The organism is Pseudomonas sp. ASL9 (assembly GCF_056680335.1).
The window spans coordinates 5,354,768-5,375,499 of sequence record NZ_CM155277.1 but is presented as its reverse complement, the minus strand read 5'-3'; the positions used below and the strand labels follow the sequence as shown (position 1 = coordinate 5,375,499).

Here is a 20,732-nt window from a genome sequence, read left to right as displayed (position 1 = left end):
GCCTCAGCGCCGGGTAATCAGCCCTTGCCGGGTGATTCGCGTCAGTTGTTTGATGACTTCTGCCGCGTGCTCGGCGCTGGGCGCCTGAATCACTGCCAAATCGAAACTGTCACTGGCAAAGCGCGCCAACGACTCACCGTGGTCGATGAACTCGATCAGAAAAGCCGTCGGTTTACCGTTACGTCTTGGCCAGCCATCGAGATAGCGCAGCAGCGTCGGCTGATGCGAGCCTCCCAGCAGAATCCTTGGGTTGCGGCGTGTCAGGGGGGACGTAAAAGGTGACAGTCGTATCAGGGGACGCGGACAGCTCATGGTGATTTATCTCAGCCTCAAAAATCCCGCTGGGCAGCGGTGAGAGGCAACACCGAACCAGCGCTTTAGCGGTATTTAAGGTAAGGATTCAAGCCTCACCTGGCGCCCCGCAAGTAGCTGTTTAAATCGGCGCATGAGCAGCATCCTAGAGAAGCCACCTGTGGACTGTCAAGACGACATGAGTCGCAAAAAACACAAGGCTCGCACACGGCGAGCCTTGTTCATCACCGCGACCCTCAATTGGCGATGACACTGTCCGCCGACAATTTGCCGGCACCTTCGATCAACACGGCACTCACCGCGCCTAACAGCGCCAGAGCAAATTCATAACCGTCGTTGGCCAGGAACAGACCGTTACCGATGTGCACCGAGACAATCGCAACCAAAAGCATGACCGCCAACAAGGCCGCTGCCGGACGCGTCAGCAGGCCAATGATCAGCGCCAGGCCGCCGAAAAACTCGGTACCGCCAGACAGCATTGCCATCAGATAACCCGGTGTCAAACCGAGGCTTTCCATGTATTGCGCAGTGCCGGCGAGGCCATAACCACCAAACAAACCGAAGAGTTTCTGCCCTCCGTGGGCGACGAAAATGATGCCGACAAAAATCCGCAGAACAGTCAGGCCGTAACCAGCACGGGTTGAAAAAACGGTCTTGATCAGTGTGTTCATCGCATTCATTCCTTGCAGGGGGGAGTTTGGTGGCCACCTTAATAATCAAATTAACCAATGTTAAATTCAAAAATATCAGAATAAACATCAGCCATATCGATTATTTCCTTAAGACAAAAGCGCTTTTTTGCTCTCCTAAGGCTGCGTCTCCAAGGACTCCCGCTCGCGGTCAAACGCCAGGTAGTACTTGTTGACACTGTTAACATAGCTGACAGCGTTCATTCCCACCTGCTCCATGGCGATTCGCTCAACCTGGAAAAACCACTGATTCGGATTCAACCCGCGTCGCTGCGCTTCGGCACGCATGCCCTGCACTCTCTCCGGGCCAAGGTTGTAAGCCGCCAGGGTGAACGCCATGCGCTCACGTTCATTGACGCGGGAGCTTGAAAAAAATTTGCGCCGAATCATGGCCAGGTACTTGGCACCGGCCTGGACGTTGCTGTCCACACTTTGAATATTGTCGACGCCCACTCGCTGCGCCGCCGACGGGGTAATTTGCAGCAACCCCGTCGCACCGCCGCCGCCTTTTACTGCAGGGTCCAGTGCTGACTCCTTGAAGGCCAGGGCTGCCAGATTCAGCCAATCCATGCCCTGCTCGTCCGCTCGACGTTGCAAAATCGGCCGCAGTTTTTCCAAGCGCTGGCGGTCGTCGCGGGCCAAGGGATAGTGCACCTGATACAGGCGTTGGTAGACCCGCTGAAAGGCTGCGTCCTGGTCGGCCGGAACACGGTAGGTCTTGAGGAAACGATCAATACTCGCACGCAGCATCGATGCATCGCGGCGCACGTACCAATTCATGTCACCACTGGCGCTCAAGACCAACTTTCGATCCACGCGCAGCTTAGGCAGGACTTTGGCCCAGCGCTCGGCAATCGGTTGCTCGACAATAGTCAGATGAAAAATTCCTGCCTGGACCATTTCCAGGACATCTTCAACCGCAAGGCTGGGATCGACCCATTCGACCTTGATTGGCGGCAGTTTGCGTAACGCCAGTTTCTGGTTGAGTTGATGAACCGCGTTGTCGGCCGCGCTGCCCGTGGACAGCACCAGTGTGTGCCCGGACAACTGCTCAACGTGCTTGAAACTGCGCTCACCTTTGATACCGACCACGATCAGCGGCACATGGCTGACAATCGGGTCACTGGCATCAATACCCCGTGCAGCGCTGGTGTCGAGCAGCTCCCCCGGCGCGACCAGATCGCCTTCGCCGCGTTGCAACGCAGCGAGCAATTGATCCTTGGATTTGGGGATGATTTTCAGCACCAGTTGCTGTCCATCACGCGAATGGCCATTGAGGTATTGCTCGAAAGCGCGCAGCCGGTGATATTCGACCCCGATCTCCTCGCCCTCGACTTCACCGGAGCTGTTGCGGCTCTGGTTGACCAGCACCCGCAGCACCTTGCTGCTGCGGATAGCCGCCAGATCGCGCACTTGGCTTTTGTGCACCACCACCGGCGGCCCGGCCAGACGTGCAGCCGCAGGTAACGGCAGCATCGCCAGCACACAAAACACCATCAATAACGAGGGTCGCGTCATCCGTTCTCCAGGGGAATGCGAGCCAAAAAAGTAGCCGCAAAAAGTCCAAAGCCTGTGATATCTGCGGAGTGACGGCGAGCCGCAGCGGTGAAAATACTTCAATGCATTGCTATAACCAGCTGTATTAACTGGATTTTTTTATATCGGCAAAGCTCTGATATCCTCATCAGTCTTAGGCCTGAGGTAGCACCATGCAACTCATCGACATCGGCGTCAATCTGACTAACTCAAGCTTTGCCAATCAACAGCAGGCCGTACTCGATCGCGCCTACCAATCCGGCGTGTGCCAACTGGTGCTGACCGGGACCCATGTCGAGAGCAGTGAACAAGCCCTTGAGCTCTGCCAGCAAATGGACGAAACGGGGCAACGCTTGTTCTCTACCGCAGGGATACACCCCCATGCAGCCAGTGACTGGACCTCGAATACCGAACGCCAGTTACGGGCTTTATTAAAAGAAGATCGAGTGCGTGCCGTTGGCGAATGCGGGCTGGATTTCAACCGTGATTTCTCGCCGCGCCCGCAGCAGGAAAAAGTCCTGGAAGAACATCTGGCCCTGGCCGTCGAGCTGCAAATGCCAGTGTTCTTGCATGAGCGCGATGCCAACCAACGCTTGCTGGAGATCTTGCGCGATTATCGCGATCGTCTGCCCGCCGCCGTGGTGCACTGCTTTACCGGTGAGCGACGCGCGCTGTTCAGCTACCTGGATCTGGACCTGCACATCGGCATCACGGGCTGGATCTGCGATGAACGACGCGGCACCCATCTGCACCCCCTGGTCCGGGAAATCCCTCGTGGCCGACTGATGCTGGAAAGCGATGCGCCTTACCTGCTCCCGCGAAGCCTGCGGCCCAAACCGAAAAGCGGACGCAACGAACCCGCCTACTTGCCCGAAGTACTGCGTGAAGTAGCACTGCACCGGAACGAAAGCCTGGAAGACCTTTCAGCCCACACTACGGCGTGTGCCCGCACCTTTTTCGCCTTGCCTACATGGTTTGAACCCGAGAGCATCGATGCTGACTGACAGCCCCGAACCCACAGGGTTTTGATATTTGCTTGACCCATATCAAATGATCGTCTAAACATTGGCGACACAATACTGGCACCTTGCCTACATCCTTTTCGCCATTAAAAAGAAGACCTCTCATGGGCGCCTGGCTTAGTAACGTTTCGTTGAAGTACAAGTTCTGGGCTGTGAACGCGGTCGCTTTTATCACAACATTGATGCTAGCCCTGTACGCCTTGCAACTTGAGCAACAAGCTCGGGTCAGTGCTGCGCAAGACTCAGCCCAGGCCCAGGCGCATTTGCTCAGCGCATGGCCCGGCGCTCAAGCCTTGCCCACCGCCCCCAATCTTTTGATTTATACCCAAGGCCAGACACCGAGTTTGAAGGGACAGCAGTTGCCCGAATTAAGCAACGCCGTTGGCTGGATAGAGTTAAGCCACCAGCCACTGCTGATAGGTAACGATCCGTTGATCGGCGCCCAAGTGGCCACCCGCCCCGATGGCCAACGGCTGGCAGTGCTGGCTTTCGCGCCGAGCCTTCTGCAAGTGCTGGCTGACCGTTTTCTCCAGTACGCTGTTGCCGTGTTCATCCTGACACTGGCCATGCTGGCCGCCTCGCAGTTGCTGATTCGCTTTCTGCTCAGCCAGCTCAACACCCTCAAGGATGTGATGCTCCACGTGGAAAAAACCGGTGACCTGTCTGCTCGCGTGCCCCTGGCCGGCGAAGATGAAGTCGGCCAGATGGCCAAGGCATTCAATGCCATGCAGGCCGGTTATCAACGGGTGGTCAACACCGTGGCCCAGACTGCCGCACGCCTTGATGAAGGCGCTGGACGTCTGGCGGCAGGCATGAGCGAAGTCCGCCATGGCATGCTCGGCCAGCAAAGCGAGACTGACCAGGTGGCCACCGCGATCAACGAAATGACGGCGACGGTCTTTCATATCGCCCAACACGCAAGCGCCACCCGCGACCAATCGCAGACTGCCGATACACTGGCTGGCAGCGGCAGAGCAGTGGTCAATCGCGTGCAACACTCAATTGCCGGACTCTCAAACGGGGTACAGCAGACCGCAGAGATGATCCAGCAACTGGCTCAGGACAGCCAGAAAATCAACGGTGTGGTTAACGTCATTCATAGCATTGCCGAACAAACCAACCTGCTGGCCCTCAACGCAGCCATCGAAGCCGCGCGTGCCGGCGAGATGGGCCGTGGGTTTGCGGTGGTCGCCGACGAAGTACGTAACCTCGCTAAACGGGTGCAGACCTCGACCGATGAAATCACCAGCATGGTCTCTGCCTTGCAGGCCGGCACCCGTGACGCGGTGGATTTCATGCAAGAAAGCTCATTCAAAGCGGATGATTGCGTGCAACAGGCAAAAGAAGCCGGGGACGCGCTGGAGGCCATCACGGGCGCGGTGGCGCAAATGCGCGAAAGCAATACGCAGATCGCCGTGGCAGCCCAACAGCAAAGCCAAGTGGCAGAAGAAATGAATCGGGCGGTGGTGAGCATTCGCGATGTGACCGAGCAAACCGTGCTACAGACCGTCGAGTCGGCCACGACCAGTAGCGAATTGGCTACCCTGGCAGGCGAGCTGAACCGCGCCATCGGCCAACTTAAGCTTTAGTTGCACGCCCCGCTCCAGCCCACGCTATCAGGCCTATAGTCAGGCTTGATTCGCTGCCCCTTCCGACGCTGTCTATTCTTCGAACATGTAAACGATGTTCGAAGAGGACTGCATCATGGCCAAGCGACTTTCCACTCTCTGCACATGGCAGTGGCGCGGTGATGCCAATCACCATCGGCACCCGACCTATCTGGTTTTGCATGTAATCGCCGTGCCGCTGTTCATTCTGGCGGCGCTGTTGATCATTGACGGGCTGCTCGACCCGAGCGTTCCATCAATGGCCATCGGGGTGATCAGCCTGATCGCAGGGCTGGGTTTCTGGCGTCAGTGACCCTGACGCTTAGCCAAACACTGTCACCGTCTGCCGACTGATCGCCACCAGCTCACCCTGAGGCGTCCACAACGCGGAAGCCGTGTGCCCGTAACCATCGCGGGCATGCTCGATGACGGCCCGGTACAGACACCAATCCAGCGTGGTCAGCGCTGGCAACGGCTGCACGAACTCGATGGTCCAGGTCAGCGAGCTTCCAGGCGCAGGCTTACTCAAATGCGGAAGTAAAGCAGGCGGCCACGTGTCGACCAGCGCCAATAAATGCGCTTCAGTCAGGCGTTCTTCTTTGACCTCGCCGCGCATGCGCACATACCCACCGATTTCCATCGACGGTGTATTACTAAAGGGCAAACCACCCAAGCCCCAACGCATGGCCATAAAACGCAGGTACTCAGGCGTGACACCTTTGATAAAGGGCAACTCCTGACAGTCTTCCATCGGCTTCAGGGTCGGCGCAGGCAAAGCCTGGACCGCAATCGCAGACTCACGGGGCGCGCCGAAGCTGCCTTGAACCAAGGTCATCACCTGACCGTTCTGGGTAGCACGCCCCAACACTTGGCTGACGGCTTTGCCTTCACGCAACACTTCCACGTCGAAGCTGATCGGCACACCCGACTCGGCAGGACCGACAAACGTGATCGCCAATGAGCGAATCGGTCGATCCGCCGGGACTTTTGCGCGCATTGCTTCGAACTGCAACGCAGCCATCAACCCGCCAAAACAGGCGCGACCTTGCGACCATTCAGCGGGAATGACCACCGACAGGGGATTATCACGTACGGCGTCAACCAAGTCAGAAAAACTCATGCAGACCTCATGCCTGTAAACGGGAGAAAAACGCTGCATGGATCTTAACCAGCACGGCGCCAATGCGCAGGGTACATTTACGCCAAACTGCGGCCTGAATTCGACCTAACGGCCAAAACACACCTTACCCAAACGCTCAAGCGCCACATCGGCTTTGCGTTCGGCACGCACGATCCCCAGGCGCCAGCCCGCCACGCAAGGTGTCAGATCGTGCTCCTGCTCGGCCTGCGCCAGCCATTGCAGATGATCGTGCCAGTCGCCCAATTCACCCTGCGCAGCCTTCAAGTGGGCCTGGATTTTTTTGCTGGAACGGCTGAAGTCCGGGTATGTTTCGGCGGCATAGCGCACGCGTTTGATCAGTAGGCGCAGACGATGACGATCATGCTCGGGATCATTCATCGCGGCCTTGAGGTTCTTCCATTGTTTGTCCAGGCGCTTTTCGATGCGCGTGTGCAAGCCACGTAACAACTTCTGATGCTGCGAGGCGCGAACAAACCGGGGGAACGCCTCCAGAACGTTAAACAGTTGAACCAGCGCCGGAGAGGTTGCGACGGTTGCATAGGCTTTGCTCAATGAATCGCTGCGTTTTTGCGCCGCGTGAGTCATGCCCTGCTGATCCAGCCAAGCAGCCAGCACTTCCCTGTCGCGCAGCGGCGTGGTCTGTTGACCCACCCCTTGGGCCGCGGCTTCGAGCTGCTCGACGCCGGGCAAGTCGCGCAACGGGCGCAACAGACTGCGCAAGCGCCGTACCGTGATACGCAGGTCGTGCAGCGCTTCACTGTCCGTCTCGGCGATCAACCGCGCGTGACAGGCCATCAGTTTTACCTCCAGGGCTAACACCTGAGCGACAAGCCGATCAACCAGTGCAGACATGCTATTTATCCTCTTCGATTTTTATTGTTGAAAATCGCCATGGCAGACTTCGCCGTAATTGCCTTAATTGTCGACGTAATGGGGTCAACGAATGCGCCTTTCCGGCATAACGCTGGGCCTCGAATTCGACGACGAACGCCTCAATGACCGCAGCTTGCGCGGGCAACTGCAGGGCCGCTCGCCGGGAAAAATCTTGCGCACCCTCGGCGTGCCGACGCTGCAAACCGTGCCGCGCCAATAACCGTTCAAACGCTTTGAACAACCGCAGTTGCGGGTCACTTTCACGCTGCCAAGGCTTGAACAACCACAGGGTCAATAGCCCTATTACAGCGGCGACACCGCCGAAAAACGCCATACCGCCAAAGCCCGAAAACCAGCGACTGAGCACCACCACTTGCTGCTGCCCCTGATAACCCAGCACCCAACGCTGCCAACCATAGTTGAGATTATCCCAACTCAACCGCATCGAATTGAGCCAAGGCAAGTTTCGGTAACGCAGGGTTGAAAAAGGCGAGTTTTCGAGAAACGGTTCATCCGCTGCCAAGGCTTGCTCCAACCCCTGCTCGATCCTCTGCGGGGCGACGGCGGCTGTGGGGTCTACACTGCGCCAACCGACCAGTGGTTGCCAGTATTCGACCCAAGCGTGGGCATCGAACTGGCGCACGCTCAGGTACTGGCCGTCCGGGTTCAGCTCTCCGCCTTGATAACCGGCCACTACCCGTGCCGGAATCCCCGCTGCACGCAGGACAAACGTCATCGCGCCAGCGTAATGGGCGCAGAAGCCGCTGCGACTGCTGAAGAGGAAGTCGTCGATGCTGTCGGTACCCAGCTCCTGCGGTTTTAGCGTGTAGTGATAGGGCTCATCGCTGAAATACGCCAGCATCGCTTCGACCAATGCGTCGGCGTGCGGATAACGTCGGTTCAAGTCAGCCGCCCATTGCCGGGCCTGCGGGTTGCCGCGAGGTGGCAGCTGTAGATTCTGGCGTCGTGCGTCCTCGTTCAGCTGCGTTTCGCGTACCGCTTGTGGCCAGGAGCTGACGCCATACAGCAAGGTTTGCTCAATCGGGTGCCGACGCTGCAAGCGAAAATCGCTCATCTGGCGTACGTCCGCCAGGCGGGTTTCACCGATGTCCAACGCCAGCAACCAAGGTCGCCCGCTGGGCTCCATGACAATACTGTAGGTCAGCGCGGCACCACGCTTTTGCCACTCCGGCGCCTGACTGACCATCGCCCTGCCCGACTGTGACCAGCGTCGACCATCGAACTGCTCCAGGCTCAACCCACGCCAGTACAACTGGTTGCGTGGCGGTATCGGCCCTTCGAAGCTGGCACGAAACACCAACGCCGCCGACCTGCTCAACTCTGCTATGTCACCCGGCGCCATGGTGTCGGACAAGCCGGTGATGCCTTTGTTGTTGGGCTGCGGCAATGACCACAGCGGCTCCAGCCTGGGGAAAAACAGGAACAGCAACAACATCAATGGCACAGCCTGCAGCAACAGCTTAAGCGCCAGTTTCAGGGTGCTGGCTGGTTTACTGGCCAACGCCGCCTGTTGCAGACCAATCAGTGCTGCCAACAGCGTAGTGACCGGCAGCAACGTGAAGACGGCCCAGGGCAGGCTGTCCTCAAACAAATAGCCAACCGCCACGCAGAAGAAGCCCAGAAAAATCAGCACCAGCGCATCACGGCGAGTACGCATTTCGAGCATTTTGAGAATGAAGGCCGCCATCAGCAACGCGGCACCTGCATCCAGCCCGATCAAGCTGCCTCTGGAGAAAAACACCCCGGCAGCGGTCGCCAGCAACAGCGTGCATTTAACCCGCGTGCCTGGATACTCGGCACGCATGCGCAAGATCTGCACCCGCCAAAGGCTACAACCCAGCCATAAACCGATCATCCAGATCGGAAGATGCGCCAAATACGGAACCATCACCAATGCCTGCGCCAGTAACAACCAGATCAGGCTGGTGCGCGGAATCAGCAGACCCTGGTTCATGGACGGTTGCCAAACAATGCCAATGCTTGCAGACACGCTTCGCGATGCTCATCACCGCTGCCCGCCGCCAGCAAAAAACCGGGTAGACGCAACGCGAAGGGTTGCCGGCGCTGGGATAACTCCAGCACCCAGTAACAGAGGCGCGACAAGCGTTCTTCGATATCGCCGCCCAAGGCCATGAAGTCCAGGCACAGGTCATGACCGCTGACGTCGGTAAAGTCCTTGATCAGCAAACCGTGCCCACGGGAAAAGGCTTTCCAGTGCAGGCGTCGCTGTGAGTCGCCCGGCTGATACGCTTTCAGGCCTTGATAATCATCAACGCCAGGGCCTTGCGTTATCTGGCCCTGATCTTCGGCATGGGGCTGCGCCCCCACCAGCAGCGGCATGGCACCGGGCAACGGTCGTGGGTAGATCAACACCGCTTGCTGCAAATCAAGCCAGCTCCAGGCACGAAAAATACTCAGGGGAAAAGCGCTTTCAACCCGTAACCGGGGCGCTCGCAGCCACCCACGCACGACGGCGGGCAGGCCGACCTCCACTTCTACCAGCCCAGCGCCGGGTACATCAAATGCTTGCAACTGACTCACCTCCCAACCCACTGCAATCGCCTGATGCGGGTGGTTGGCACTCTCCAGACGCAGTCGCAGCAACAACGGCTCGCCAACGAATACCGAGCGGGCGGAACCTGAACTGAGAATCAGACCGCTGAGGTTGCGATAGGTGTGCAGGATTGCCAGCACCCCCACCGACAACAAAAGGAAGGTCAAACCATAGGCCAGACTGTTCTGGTAGTTGATCGCGACCAACAGCATCAGGAACAGGACCAGCACGAAAATCGCCCCGGTGCTGGTGGGCATGATGAAGATTCGACGGTGATTCAGTTCAATGCGCGATGCAGGGGGAATCCGCCGCACCAGCCAGCGCTGCCAAAACGGTTTGAGCTGTTCGATCAAAGCACCGGCACCTCGCGCAATAACCATTGAGCCAACACTCCGCCGCCATGCCCGGTGGGATCGGAACGTTCGCGTAAACGATGACTGATCACCGAAGGCAGCACCGCCTGAACATCTTCGGGGATCACATAGTCACGACCCATCAATAAAGCCCAGGCGCGTGCGGCCGCCAAAATCGCCAGACTCGCTCGGGGCGACAGGCCCCAGGCGAACTGTAGTTGGCTGCGAGTCGCGTCCACCAATCGCAGCACATAGTCGACCAGTGCGTCACTGGCACGTACCTGCCGGGCTTCGACTTGCAGGGCCGCCAATTCAGTATGGTTGAGGATAGCTTGAAGGCGCGGTAACACATCACGTCGTGGCTCACCCTGGAGCAACGCTTTCTCCGCAGCCTTGGCCGGGTAGCCTAAAGACAGACGCATAAGAAAACGGTCCAGTTGCGACTCAGGCAAGGCGAACGTACCGCCCTGGCTGAAAGGATTTTGTGTGGCAATGACAAAAAACGGATTGGGCAATGGCCGCGTCGCGCCTTCGATAGTGACCTGGCCCTCCTCCATGGCTTCGAGCAATGCACTCTGACTTTTGGGCGTGGCCCGGTTGATTTCGTCAGCCAACACCAGTTCAGTGAAGATCGGCCCAGGGTGGAAAGTGAACTGCCCGGTTTCCCGATCAAAGACCGACGTTCCCAAGATGTCACCGGGCAACAGGTCGGAGGTGAATTGAATTCGCTGGAAGCTCAGCCCGAGCACCTTGGCCAGGGTTTGGCTAAGGGTGGTTTTGCCCATGCCCGGCAGGTCCTCGATCAGCAAATGACCGCCGCCCAACAGGCAGGTCAGGGCCAAACGCACCTGAGCTTCCTTGCCCAATACCACTTCATTCACGGCGTTGAGGCACGCATCGAGTTTTCTGACCATAGAAGGCTTCTCCAGACGACTGCAGGGCAATAACACTGCAATCAATGCCAGATGTGTAGCCACTTTACGGTCAGCCCGGCCTGTTTAACCAGCCCCTAAAACACAAAAGCCACCGAGTGCGGATAGCGCTCGATGGCTTTGGTAGAAAGGTTAGCAGGCCGTTTAGCGACCGGCGCGGGACTCACCAATGTAGTAGCGTGCTTTCTCGGCTTTAGTGGCACAGCCTTCAAACGCTTCGAATTGCTGCTGGGTTTTCGCCCCGGTCAACAACGACAGTGCCTTGGAGTAGCTGACAGTACCGGCAAAGCCTTCAGCCTTGGCCAGGTCCAGCTCGTGCCAGGCAGCGTCGATTTGGGTCGCGCAGCTGTCGCGATACGCGGTTTTATTACCGGCACAACCTGCGAGAACCAAAGCAATCAATGGTATGCAAATCCAGGCTTTCATCGGTGTTACCTCAAAGAATAATATTGATTGTGCGGGCTTTGACGGTCAGGGCAGCAAAAAGTGCCACAGGCCAGGCAATAGCAAGGTTAACCCAGTTCCAGCCAGATCGCTTCGGGCGTATGGTGGACCCACTGCTACCAGGAAAAAATACATGAACAAGCGAATAGCACTGGTGCTGGGCTCTGGGGGCGCACGCGGGTATGCGCACATCGGGGTGATTGAAGAGCTTGAGCGACGCGGTTACGACATAGCCTGCGTCGCTGGCTGCTCAATGGGCGCGGTGGTGGGTGGTATCTACGCGGCAGGCAAGCTCAAGGAGTACCGTGAATGGATCGAGAGCCTGGATTATCTCGATGTACTGCGCCTGGTGGATGTCAGTTTCCGCCTGGGGGCGATTCGCGGGGAAAAAGTGTTCGGCCAGATTCGTGACATCGTCGGTGAAGTCAATATCGAAGACTTGCGCATTCCTTACACGGCGGTCGCTACCGACCTGACCAATCAGCAAGAGATCTGGTTCCAGGAAGGCTGTTTGCACCAAGCCATGCGTGCCTCTGCAGCGATTCCGAGCCTGTTCACGCCGGTCATGCAGGGCAATCGGATGCTGGTCGATGGCGGCCTGCTCAACCCCCTGCCCATCGTACCGGTGGTGTCCAGCCACTGTGACCTGATCGTTGCGGTCAACCTCAATTCGACCAACCAGAAGCACTATCAACTGCCCGTGATCGAACGGGCACCGGCGGTGAAGAAGCGTTTCGACAACCTGATCAACTCGCTGGGTTCGCACCTGCCGTTCCGCCGCAAGCTCGAACCCACGACTGACCTCGATGTATTGCGACTGGAGCAAGACAGCCTCAAATCCAGCTCTGCGGTGCTTCCCAACCCTTGGCTGGAAGCCGCCGACCCTCAAGCGCAGCAACCTGAAGCGGCCCCAGAGACCGGGGCCGGTGCGGCACCGAAGTCCGCCAGTGGCTCGTTTATCATCGATAACGTCGGCCCTGCTTCTTTGCTGGACTTGATCAACCAGAGTTTCGAAGTCATGCAGACCTCACTGGCCCAGTACAAGATCGCGGGCTATCCGCCCGACATCCTGATCAACGTCCCCAAACGCGTGTGTCGCTTCTTCGAGTTCTACAAAGCCCCCGAATTGATCGCGCTGGGTCGCGAGATCGCTCGGGACACGCTGGATCGGTATGAACAAGAACGTAATCGTTGAATTAGAGGGGCCGTGTGAAGTCATTCGCGAATGAATTCGCTCCCACACAGGCTGCACAGATGATTGATTTGTGGGAGCGAATTCATTCGCGAAGGCGTCCTTTCGGCCACCGCAGATTTAACGCTCCCGCAACCGATACCCCACCCCGGCCTCCGTCACGATAAAGCGCGGATCGGTCGGGTCGTCGGCCAGTTTCTGACGTAAGTGGCCGACGACGATGCGCAGGTAGTGGCTGTCTTCGGTATGGGTCGGGCCCCAGATATCCTTGAGCAACTGCTGCTGGGTGATGACTCGCCCTGGGTACCGTGCCAGTTGCGCCAGCACCGCGTACTCCTTGCGTGTCAGCCCCACTTCAACACCGTCGAGCAACACCCGCCTGTAGGCCAGGTCCACCGTCAGAGGGCCGAATACCAGCGCGGCGTCCTGTGGCTCACCGCTGGGCGCCTGACGCAATAATGCGCGGACCCGCGCCAGAAACTCCTGAATCCCGAACGGCTTGGTGACGTAGTCGTTGGCGCCGTTGTCCAACGCCTGGACCTTCTGCCCTTCACTGGCGCGTACCGACAGCACCAGTACCGGTACCGTCGACCATTCACGAACCCCCCGCAGCACGTCCTGGCCGTCCATGTCCGGCAGGCCCAGGTCAAGCACCAGCAGGTCCGGCTTATTCAACGCTGCCTGACTCAAGCCCTCGGTACCGGTACCGGCTTCAAGCACTTTGTAACCTTGCGAGACCAGGCTGATGCGCAGGAATTTGCGAATCTGTGGTTCATCATCGATCAACAGGATGGTCGAAGTCTGGCTCATGGTTGCCTTGCCGTTTCATCATAAACAATAAGCGTAACGCAAGACGGCATCAGAGCGTGTGCTCCCTTTCTGCTTCAGGCTGAGTCTGCAAGGGTAGATGCAGGGTGATACAGGTGCCCCGCCCCTCAATGCCGTCCTCCACGGTGATTCTCCCGCCATGGGCGCCAACCATGCCCTGACAGATCGCCAACCCCAGCCCCGTACCCTGCCCACCCCGATCACCACGGGCAGCGGTGTAGAACATATCGAAAATTTTCGCCCGCTCGGCTTCGGGAATCCCCGGCCCTTCATCGCTTACCGAGAAGAATAGCTCGCTGTCATTGGCGCCGGCCTCCAGTTGCAAACGGCCGTGCAACGGCGAAAAACGTGCGGCATTTTCCAGCACGTTGACCAGCGCCTGCTCGATCAACGCGGCGTGTACGAAAAGCAGCGGTAACTCCACCGGCACGTGCGTGCTGACCTGCAATGGCGCAAGCACTGCGCGCAAACGGTTGAGCGCGCTGCCGACAATATCGCCGGGGGACACCCAGTCCCGTGCCAGTTTGAGCGCACCATGGCCCAGGCGCGTCATGTCCAGCAAGTTCTGGATATAACGATCCAGACGCTCTGCCTCGTCACGGGTGCCTTCGAGCAACTCGCGGCGGTCTTCCAGCGGGATGGCCTCACCCAACGCCAGCAAGCTGTCGATACTCCCGCGCATGGCGGTCAAGGGCGTGCGCAAGTCGTGGGACACAGACGCCAGCAAGGCGCTGCGCAGCTGTTCGGTTTCACCGTGCAGGCGTGCGGCCTCAAGCTCCTCAGTCAGTTGCGCCCTGGCCAGCGCCTGCGCCAGCGGTTGACTGAGAGCGGTCAGCAGGCGCCGACGCTGGTCAGTAAACGGCTGTCCCTCACGGGGGCATACACCGAGCAATGCCAGCGGCCCCTCCTCCATCGACAGCGGCCACCACCACCAACGACCCAGCGGTAAAGTGCCCGTGCCCAATCCCGCAGGCTGATCGTGTTGCCACGCCCAGTCCGCTGCCGCACGTTCGGTTTCAGAAAGCTGTAAGGGACTGCCGACTTCGACCTTCCAGCCGTCTCGTCCGTCTCGATTGAGCAAGCGCACCTGCAGTTCTTTCCAGCCATTCAAATGTTGCTCGGCAGCACTCAACACCGCCTGACGATCAGTGGCGGCCGTGAGTTTGCGCGACAGCTCGAGCAATTCGCTGGTTTCCTCCTGAGTATCGCGCAATGCCTGCAACTGCCGACGCTGCCGGGCAGCAAGGTTGCCGGTCAAGGCCGCCATCAACAGAAAAAATAACAGCGTCAATACGTCTTCTTCGCGCTGAATACTGAACGAGAATATAGGGGGAATGAAGAGAAAGTCGTAGGTCAAAAACGACAGCGCCGCACAGGCCAGCGCCGGGCCGAGACTGCTGCGCACCGCTACCAGCAACACTGCCGCCAGAAACACCAGGGAGATGTTCGGCAGCGCCAATACGCTAGACACCGTCCAGGCCAGGCCGGTGGCGATAATGGTCGCAATCAGCGCCAGCCCATAATCGAACCAGACGACGGCGCGGGCCGAGCGCAAGCGAGGCTTATCGCGCTGCGCCTCGCTGTCGAGTACGTTTATTTCCAGGCCATGAGCATCACGCAGCAAGCGCGCCGCCAGCCCCCCGCCAAACAGCCGTCTGCGCAAACGCGGGCGCGATTGCCCCACCAGCACCAGACTTGCCCGCCGCTCGGCGGCATGTTGAATCAGGGTTTTTGCCACCTCACCCGCACGCAGCAGCACCACTTCGCCCCCCAGACGCTCTGCCAGTTGCTGTGCGTTTTGCAGGCGCATTCGTGCGTGTTCGTCGGTCACCTGGCCGTTATCGACATGCACCAGGCTCCACGGCAGATGCCGACGTTGCGCCACCCGACTGGCATGCCGCACCAGACGCTCGGCCTGGGCATCACCGTCGATACCCACCAGCAATCTACCGCGTACTGCGGGCGCGGCCTGACCCAACTGGCGATACCCTTGGGCCAGATCGTCATCGACCTGAGCCGCCGCCGTCTGCATCGCCAGCTCGCGCAATGCTGTCAGGTTGGTCTGGGTAAAAAACGCATCGATGGCGGCCCGGGCTTGCTCCGGGACATAGACCTTGCCGTCACGCAGGCGCTCCAGCAATTCCCGTGGCGGCAGGTCGATCAGTACTAGCTCATAGGCTTCCTGCAATACCCAGTCGGGCAAGGTTTCGCGAACCTGCACCCCGGTGATGCCGCGCACCTGATCGTTGAGGCTTTCCAGGTGCTGAACGTTGACGGTGGTGTAGACATTGATCCCTCCCGCCAACAACTCCTGGATGTCTTGCCAACGCTTGGCATGACGACTGCCGGGGGCGTTGCTATGCGCTAACTCGTCCACCAACACCAGTGTCGGCGCGGCCTTGAGCAGACCATCGAGGTCCATTTCTTCCAGCGTGACGCCACGGTATTCCGAACGCACCATCGGTTGTTGTGGCAAACCGCTGAGCAACGCTTCGGTTTCGGCGCGACCGTGGGTTTCCACCACGCCTGCGACTACCTGCACACCCTGGCGCACCTGTGCGTGGGCCGCCTGGAGCATGGCGTAGGTCTTGCCCACGCCGGGTGCGGCGCCGAGAAACACCTTGAGCCGCCCCCGTCCCTCCTTGGGCAGATCAGCTAACAACGCATCGGCGCGGCGGGTGTCACTCATGGGTTCTTCTCTCATAGGTTGCGGTTACCGCCCTCTGTAGGAGCAGGCTTGAACTGCGAAAGCCGCAATGCGGTGTATCTGACAGACCGCGCCGTCTGGTTCGCAGGCAAGCCTGCTCCCACAACTAACAATCAAAGTTGCGCTGACGGTAACTCATTCAAGGTTTGATTCAAGTTCAATACGTTCACCACAGGTGGGCCGATCAACGGGCGATAGGTGTTTTCATTCACCAGTCGTTGCACCGTTGTTGTTGGCAGATTACGTGCAGCGGCAACCCGCGCTACCTGATAGGCCACGGCTGCGGGCGGCAAGTGTGGATCCAGGCCGCTGCCCGAGGTCGTCAGCAAGGCCAAGGGTACCGCGCCTTGCCCGGGAACCACTTCATTGGCGGCGTCCGCCGCGACCCGCGCGGCGAGCGCCGGGTTGCTCGGCGACAGGTTGCTGGCGCCGCTGGATACCGTGGCAAAGGCCCCGGCAGAGGGACGCGAATGGAACCAGCCATCACCGGTAAAATTCTGCGAGATCAGTTCAGAACCGCGCACGTTGCCACTGGCATCGTGCAATAGGCTGCCATTGGCTTGATCAGGGAATGCCACTTGGGCAATACCGGTCACCACCAGCGGGTACGCCACGCCGGTGATCAAGGTCATTAAAACGAGTAAGCTCAGGGCCGGACGCACTACAGTCGACATCATCGAATCCTCAATCAGTGTGAACATCGCGCCCTGTCGAGCGCGACGAAAATAGCTCGCTTAAACCAGATGAAGGCCCGTCAGCAGCATATCGATCAGCTTGATCCCCACGAACGGCACAACGATCCCGCCCAACCCATAGATCAACAAGTTGCGACGCAACAGATGAGCCGCACTGGCTGCCTGCACACGCACACCGCGCAACGCCAGCGGGATCAGCACCACGATGATCAACGCGTTGAAGACAATGGCCGAGAGAATGGCGCTCTGCGGGCTGACCAGGTGCATGACGTTGAGCACCCCGAGTTGCGGGTAGATCGAAGCAAACAGCGCCGGCAGGATCGCGAAATACTTGGCCACGTCGTTGGCAATGGAGAACGTGGTCAAGGCGCCGCGAGTCACCAGCAATTCCTTGCCGATCTGCACCACATCCAGCAACTTGGTCGGGTCGCTGTCGAGGTCGACCATGTTCGCCGCCTCACGCGCTGCCTGAGTGCCATCGTTCATTGCCATGCCAACGTCAGCCTGCGCCAAGGCAGGGGCATCGTTGGCACCGTCGCCACACATGGCCACCAAACGACCGTCGTTCTGCTCCAGACGAATGCGCTCCAGCTTTTTCTCTGGGGTCGCTTCGGCCAGGACGTCATCGACCCCGGCTTCGGCGGCAATCGCGGCGGCGGTCAGCGGGTTGTCGCCTGTCACCATGACCGTGCGAATCCCCAGCGTGCGCAATTCGGCGAACCGCTCGCGGATGCCGGGTTTAACGACGTCCTTAAGGTGAATCACCCCCAGCAGTTTGCCATCCAGGCACACCAGCAACGGGGTACCACCGGTCTTGGCAATCTTGTCGACTTCGCGAGCCAGCGCAGGCATCAAATCGCTACGTTTCATACCGACGAACGCCAGCACCGAATCCACCGCACCCTTGCGGTACACCCGGCCTTGATAGTCGACGCCGGAAAGCCTGGTTTCAGCGCTGAACGCAATCGGGGTCAGCGCCGAGGTGCTGGGCTCAGTAATCGAGTACAGCTGACGCAGGTACTCGACAATCGACTTGCCTTCCGCCGTGTCATCGGCCAGCGAGGCGAACAACGCACCTTCGCCGGCCTCCCTGGCGGTGACACCGGGTGCGGCATGGAGGGCTGTGCAACGGCGATTGCCAAAGGTGATGGTGCCGGTCTTGTCCAACAGCAACACATGCACGTCACCGGCGGCTTCTACCGCCCGGCCCGATTTGGCGATGACGTTGAGCCTGACCAGACGGTCCATCCCGGCAATACCAATGGCCGACAACAGGCCGCCAATGGTGGTCGGTATCAAGGTCACCAGCAGCGCCACCAAAAACACGAGCGGTAAACTACCCCCTGCGAAGTGGGCGAATGGCTGCAACGTCACCACCACCAGCAAGAAGATCAGGGTCAAGCCGATCAGCAGAATATCCAGGGCGATTTCGTTGGGAGTTTTCTGCCGTTTGGCACCTTCCACCAGTGCAATCATTCGATCCAGGGTGGATTCGCCCGGGTTGGCGGTGATACGCACCAACAACCAGTCAGACACCAGTCGCGTATTGCCGGTGACCGCAGAACGATCACCCCCGGACTCACGAATCACTGGCGCGGATTCGCCCGTAATCGCTGCCTCGTTGACAGCGGCGATACCTTCGATGACCTCGCCGTCACCGGGGATCATCTCGCCTACTTCGACGCGGACCACATCGCCTTTACGCAGGCGGCTGGCTTCTACCATGCGGAACGTGCCGCTCTCATCCTTGAGCCGTGCCTTGAGGCCTTCGCTACCGGCCTTCAGGCTATCGGCGCGGGCCTTGCCACGACCTTCGGCCAACGCTTCAGCAAAGTTGGCGAACAGTACGGTGAACCACAACCAGATAGCGATTTGCACCGCTACCGAGGTCGGCACCTGAGGGTCAGGCACCAGGCACAGAAAGGTCGTCAAGATGGCGGTCAGCTCGACCACCAGCATGACGGGCGCACGCTGCAACTGGCGTGGGTCAAGTTTGATAAACGCTTGCACCAGCGCAGGACGCCACAGTGCCGAGATCGCGACGCTTTTGCTGGCATGAGCCGTCTGTTCGATGGCGGATTGTTGCTCAACACTCTTTGAAACCGGAATTCGCATATTCATGATCTGTTCCTCAGAAGCCCATGCTCAGGTGTTCGGCAATCGGCCCCAACGCCAATGTCGGCAAGAAGTTCAAGCCACCAATCAACAAAATGGTCATCGTCAACAGGGTGACGAACAACGTGCCATGGGTCGGGAAGCTATTCAGGCCCAAGGGTGCGGTCTTTTTCGCCGCCAGGCTGCCCGCCAGCGCCAGCACCGGCAGAATGTAACCAAAGCGACCGAGGAACATCGACAGGCTGAGCATCAAGTTATGGAACAGGGTATTCGCGCTGTACCCGGCGAACGCCGAACCGTTGTTGGCGGTGGCTGAGGTGTAGGCGTACAGCAACTGACTGAAACCATGTGGACCCGGGTTGCTGACCGCTGCCATAGGACCCGGCAAGCTCGCGGCCAAAGCACCGAACACCAACACACCGATGGGCATCACCATCAGGGTCGCGACCAGTAGCTGAACTTCCCTGGCTTGTAGCTTCTTGCCCAGGTACTCAGGGGTGCGTCCGATCATCAATCCGGCAAGGAACACCGCGATCAGCACGTTGAGCAACATGCCGTACATACCGGCGCCCACCCCGCCGAAGATCACTTCGCCGACCATCATGTTGACCAGCGCGACCATGCCGGTCAGCGGGTTGAGGCTGTCGTGCATCGCGTTGACTGAACCGTTGGATGCAGCGGTGGTGGTCGCGGTCCAGAGGACGGTGCCGGTAATACCGAAACGGCTTTCCTTGCCTTCCATCGGTGCGGTTTGTTCGACCGACGCGATATTCAAGGTCGGGTTGGGCTGGTACTCGGCCCACATCGCCGTCGCGCCACCGATCAGGAACAGGGTCAACATGCACGCCATGATGGCCTTGCTTTGACGCATGTCCTTAACGTAATTACCAAAGGTGAACACCAGTGCTACCGGAATCAAAATGATCGACACCAACTCGAATAGGTTGCTCCAGGCGGTCGGGTTCTCGAACGGGTGCGCCGAGTTGACCCCGAAGAAACCACCGCCGTTGGTGCCCAACTGCTTGATCGCGATCTGGCTGGCCGCTGGCCCCAGTGGGATGCTCTGATTAGTGCCTTGCAGGGTCACCGCGTCAACGTAATGAGCGAAGGTTTGCGGAACGCCCTGCCAGACCAGGAACAATGCCAGCACCAGACACAACGGCAGTAATCCATACAGGGTGGCGCGGGTCATGTCGGCCCAGAAGTTGCCCAGATTCTGCGTCGAGCGACGGCTGATGCCACGGCAAAACGCGACCAGCACCGCGATACCGGTGGCGGCACTGACGAAGTTCTGCACGGTCAGGCCAACCATCTGGCTCAAGTAACTGAGCGAGGCCTCACCGCTGTAGCTCTGCCAGTTGGTGTTGGTGACAAAGCTCATTGCCGTATTGAATGCCAGCGACCACTCCATCCCCGGCAGTTGCTGCGGGTTGAGCGGCAAAGCACCCTGGAACAGCAACATCGCGAACAACAGGATGAAACCCGCCAGGTTGAAGGCGAGTAAGGCCAAGGCGTAGGTTTTCCAGCTCTGTTCGGTCTGCGGATCAACCCCGGACAGGCGATAACAAATGCGCTCGACCGGACCTAATACCGGGGTCAGGAAGGTTCGCTCGCCCTCCATGACCCGATAATAAAAACGCCCCAGCCATGGCGCTGGCAGCAGCACCAGCGCGAAGAACGCCACGATCAATAAATAGTCATAACTGTGCAT

At 59.0% G+C, this 20,732-nt stretch carries 18 protein-coding genes; 4 read left to right on the top strand and 14 right to left on the bottom strand.

Annotated features, from left to right (window positions below; all coding sequences use genetic code 11):
* Positions 1–3 precede the first annotated feature (3 nt).
* The 3 genes from AC1ME2_RS24830 to AC1ME2_RS24820 all read right to left on the bottom strand — a co-directional run bounded on the left by AC1ME2_RS24830 (position 4) and on the right by AC1ME2_RS24820 (position 2,519).
* A complete protein-coding gene (locus AC1ME2_RS24830; RefSeq protein WP_480437644.1) occupies positions 4–312 on the bottom strand; it encodes a class I SAM-dependent methyltransferase in 309 nt (102 codons plus the stop codon).
* Between the two features lie 236 nt (positions 313–548).
* Positions 549–983, bottom strand: coding sequence for a DoxX family protein (locus tag AC1ME2_RS24825; protein WP_480437643.1), 435 nt, complete (start codon positions 981–983; stop codon positions 549–551).
* A 135-nt stretch (positions 984–1,118) separates the two neighbouring features.
* Entirely contained in the window at positions 1,119–2,519 is a 1,401-nt protein-coding gene (locus AC1ME2_RS24820) for an MltF family protein (protein WP_480437641.1), read from the bottom strand.
* A 191-nt stretch (positions 2,520–2,710) separates the two neighbouring features.
* Here AC1ME2_RS24820 and AC1ME2_RS24815 point away from each other — a divergent pair, with 191 nt between their 5' ends.
* The 3 genes from AC1ME2_RS24815 to AC1ME2_RS24805 all read left to right on the top strand — a co-directional run bounded on the left by AC1ME2_RS24815 (position 2,711) and on the right by AC1ME2_RS24805 (position 5,479).
* A complete protein-coding gene (locus AC1ME2_RS24815) occupies positions 2,711–3,541 on the top strand; it encodes a TatD family hydrolase (protein WP_480437640.1) in 831 nt (276 codons plus the stop codon).
* A gap of 122 nt (positions 3,542–3,663) precedes the next feature.
* The gene (locus tag AC1ME2_RS24810; protein WP_480437638.1) at positions 3,664–5,148 is read left to right on the top strand and encodes a methyl-accepting chemotaxis protein; all 1,485 of its coding nucleotides are present in this window, start codon (positions 3,664–3,666) and stop codon (positions 5,146–5,148) included.
* A 115-nt stretch (positions 5,149–5,263) separates the two neighbouring features.
* Positions 5,264–5,479 carry a hypothetical protein gene (locus AC1ME2_RS24805; protein WP_480437637.1) on the top strand — a complete coding sequence of 72 codons (216 nt, stop codon included), beginning with the start codon at positions 5,264–5,266 and terminating at the stop codon, positions 5,477–5,479.
* A gap of 9 nt (positions 5,480–5,488) precedes the next feature.
* Here AC1ME2_RS24805 and AC1ME2_RS24800 read toward each other — a convergent pair whose 3' ends face one another.
* From AC1ME2_RS24800 to AC1ME2_RS24775, 6 genes are all read right to left on the bottom strand, one after another.
* Entirely contained in the window at positions 5,489–6,286 is a 798-nt protein-coding gene (locus AC1ME2_RS24800) for an acyl-CoA thioesterase (RefSeq protein ID WP_480437636.1), read from the bottom strand.
* Positions 6,287–6,391: 105 nt separating this feature from the next.
* Positions 6,392–7,159 carry a CHAD domain-containing protein gene (locus tag AC1ME2_RS24795; RefSeq protein ID WP_480437635.1) on the bottom strand — a complete coding sequence of 256 codons (768 nt, stop codon included), beginning with the start codon at positions 7,157–7,159 and terminating at the stop codon, positions 6,392–6,394.
* Between the two features lies 1 nt (position 7,160).
* Entirely contained in the window at positions 7,161–9,155 is a 1,995-nt protein-coding gene (locus AC1ME2_RS24790) for a transglutaminase TgpA family protein (RefSeq protein WP_480437632.1), read from the bottom strand.
* Positions 9,152–10,135, bottom strand: coding sequence for a DUF58 domain-containing protein (locus AC1ME2_RS24785; RefSeq protein WP_480437629.1), 984 nt, complete (start codon positions 10,133–10,135; stop codon positions 9,152–9,154). Before AC1ME2_RS24785 ends, AC1ME2_RS24790 begins: the two co-directional genes overlap by 4 nt.
* Positions 10,105–11,022 carry an AAA family ATPase gene (locus AC1ME2_RS24780; protein WP_480437626.1) on the bottom strand — a complete coding sequence of 306 codons (918 nt, stop codon included), beginning with the start codon at positions 11,020–11,022 and terminating at the stop codon, positions 10,105–10,107. The genes AC1ME2_RS24785 and AC1ME2_RS24780 overlap by 31 nt, the downstream gene beginning before the upstream one ends.
* Before the next feature lie 162 nt (positions 11,023–11,184).
* On the bottom strand, positions 11,185–11,466 hold the full coding sequence (locus AC1ME2_RS24775; RefSeq protein ID WP_480437624.1) for a hypothetical protein: 282 nt from the start codon (positions 11,464–11,466) through the stop codon (positions 11,185–11,187).
* Positions 11,467–11,617: 151 nt separating this feature from the next.
* On the opposite strand from AC1ME2_RS24775, the gene AC1ME2_RS24770 reads away from it, so the two are divergent.
* The gene (locus AC1ME2_RS24770; protein WP_480437623.1) at positions 11,618–12,679 is read left to right on the top strand and encodes a patatin-like phospholipase family protein; all 1,062 of its coding nucleotides are present in this window, start codon (positions 11,618–11,620) and stop codon (positions 12,677–12,679) included.
* A 117-nt stretch (positions 12,680–12,796) separates the two neighbouring features.
* Here the strand turns inward: AC1ME2_RS24770 and AC1ME2_RS24765 are convergent, their stop codons facing one another.
* The 5 genes from AC1ME2_RS24765 to kdpA all read right to left on the bottom strand — a co-directional run bounded on the left by AC1ME2_RS24765 (position 12,797) and on the right by kdpA (position 20,732).
* Positions 12,797–13,486, bottom strand: coding sequence for a response regulator (locus AC1ME2_RS24765; RefSeq protein ID WP_480437622.1), 690 nt, complete (start codon positions 13,484–13,486; stop codon positions 12,797–12,799).
* 49 nt (positions 13,487–13,535) lie between these two features.
* Positions 13,536–16,193, bottom strand: a complete 2,658-nt coding sequence (locus AC1ME2_RS24760) for a DUF4118 domain-containing protein (protein WP_480437621.1) — start codon at positions 16,191–16,193, stop codon at positions 13,536–13,538.
* A 131-nt stretch (positions 16,194–16,324) separates the two neighbouring features.
* Positions 16,325–16,885 (bottom strand): potassium-transporting ATPase subunit KdpC, encoded by a 561-nt coding sequence (gene kdpC, locus AC1ME2_RS24755; RefSeq protein ID WP_480442323.1) that lies wholly within the window; start codon positions 16,883–16,885, stop codon positions 16,325–16,327.
* Positions 16,886–16,945: 60 nt separating this feature from the next.
* Entirely contained in the window at positions 16,946–19,021 is a 2,076-nt protein-coding gene (gene kdpB / locus AC1ME2_RS24750; RefSeq protein WP_480442321.1) for a potassium-transporting ATPase subunit KdpB, read from the bottom strand.
* 16 nt (positions 19,022–19,037) lie between these two features.
* The gene (kdpA, locus tag AC1ME2_RS24745) at positions 19,038–20,732 is read right to left on the bottom strand and encodes a potassium-transporting ATPase subunit KdpA (protein WP_480437620.1); all 1,695 of its coding nucleotides are present in this window, start codon (positions 20,730–20,732) and stop codon (positions 19,038–19,040) included.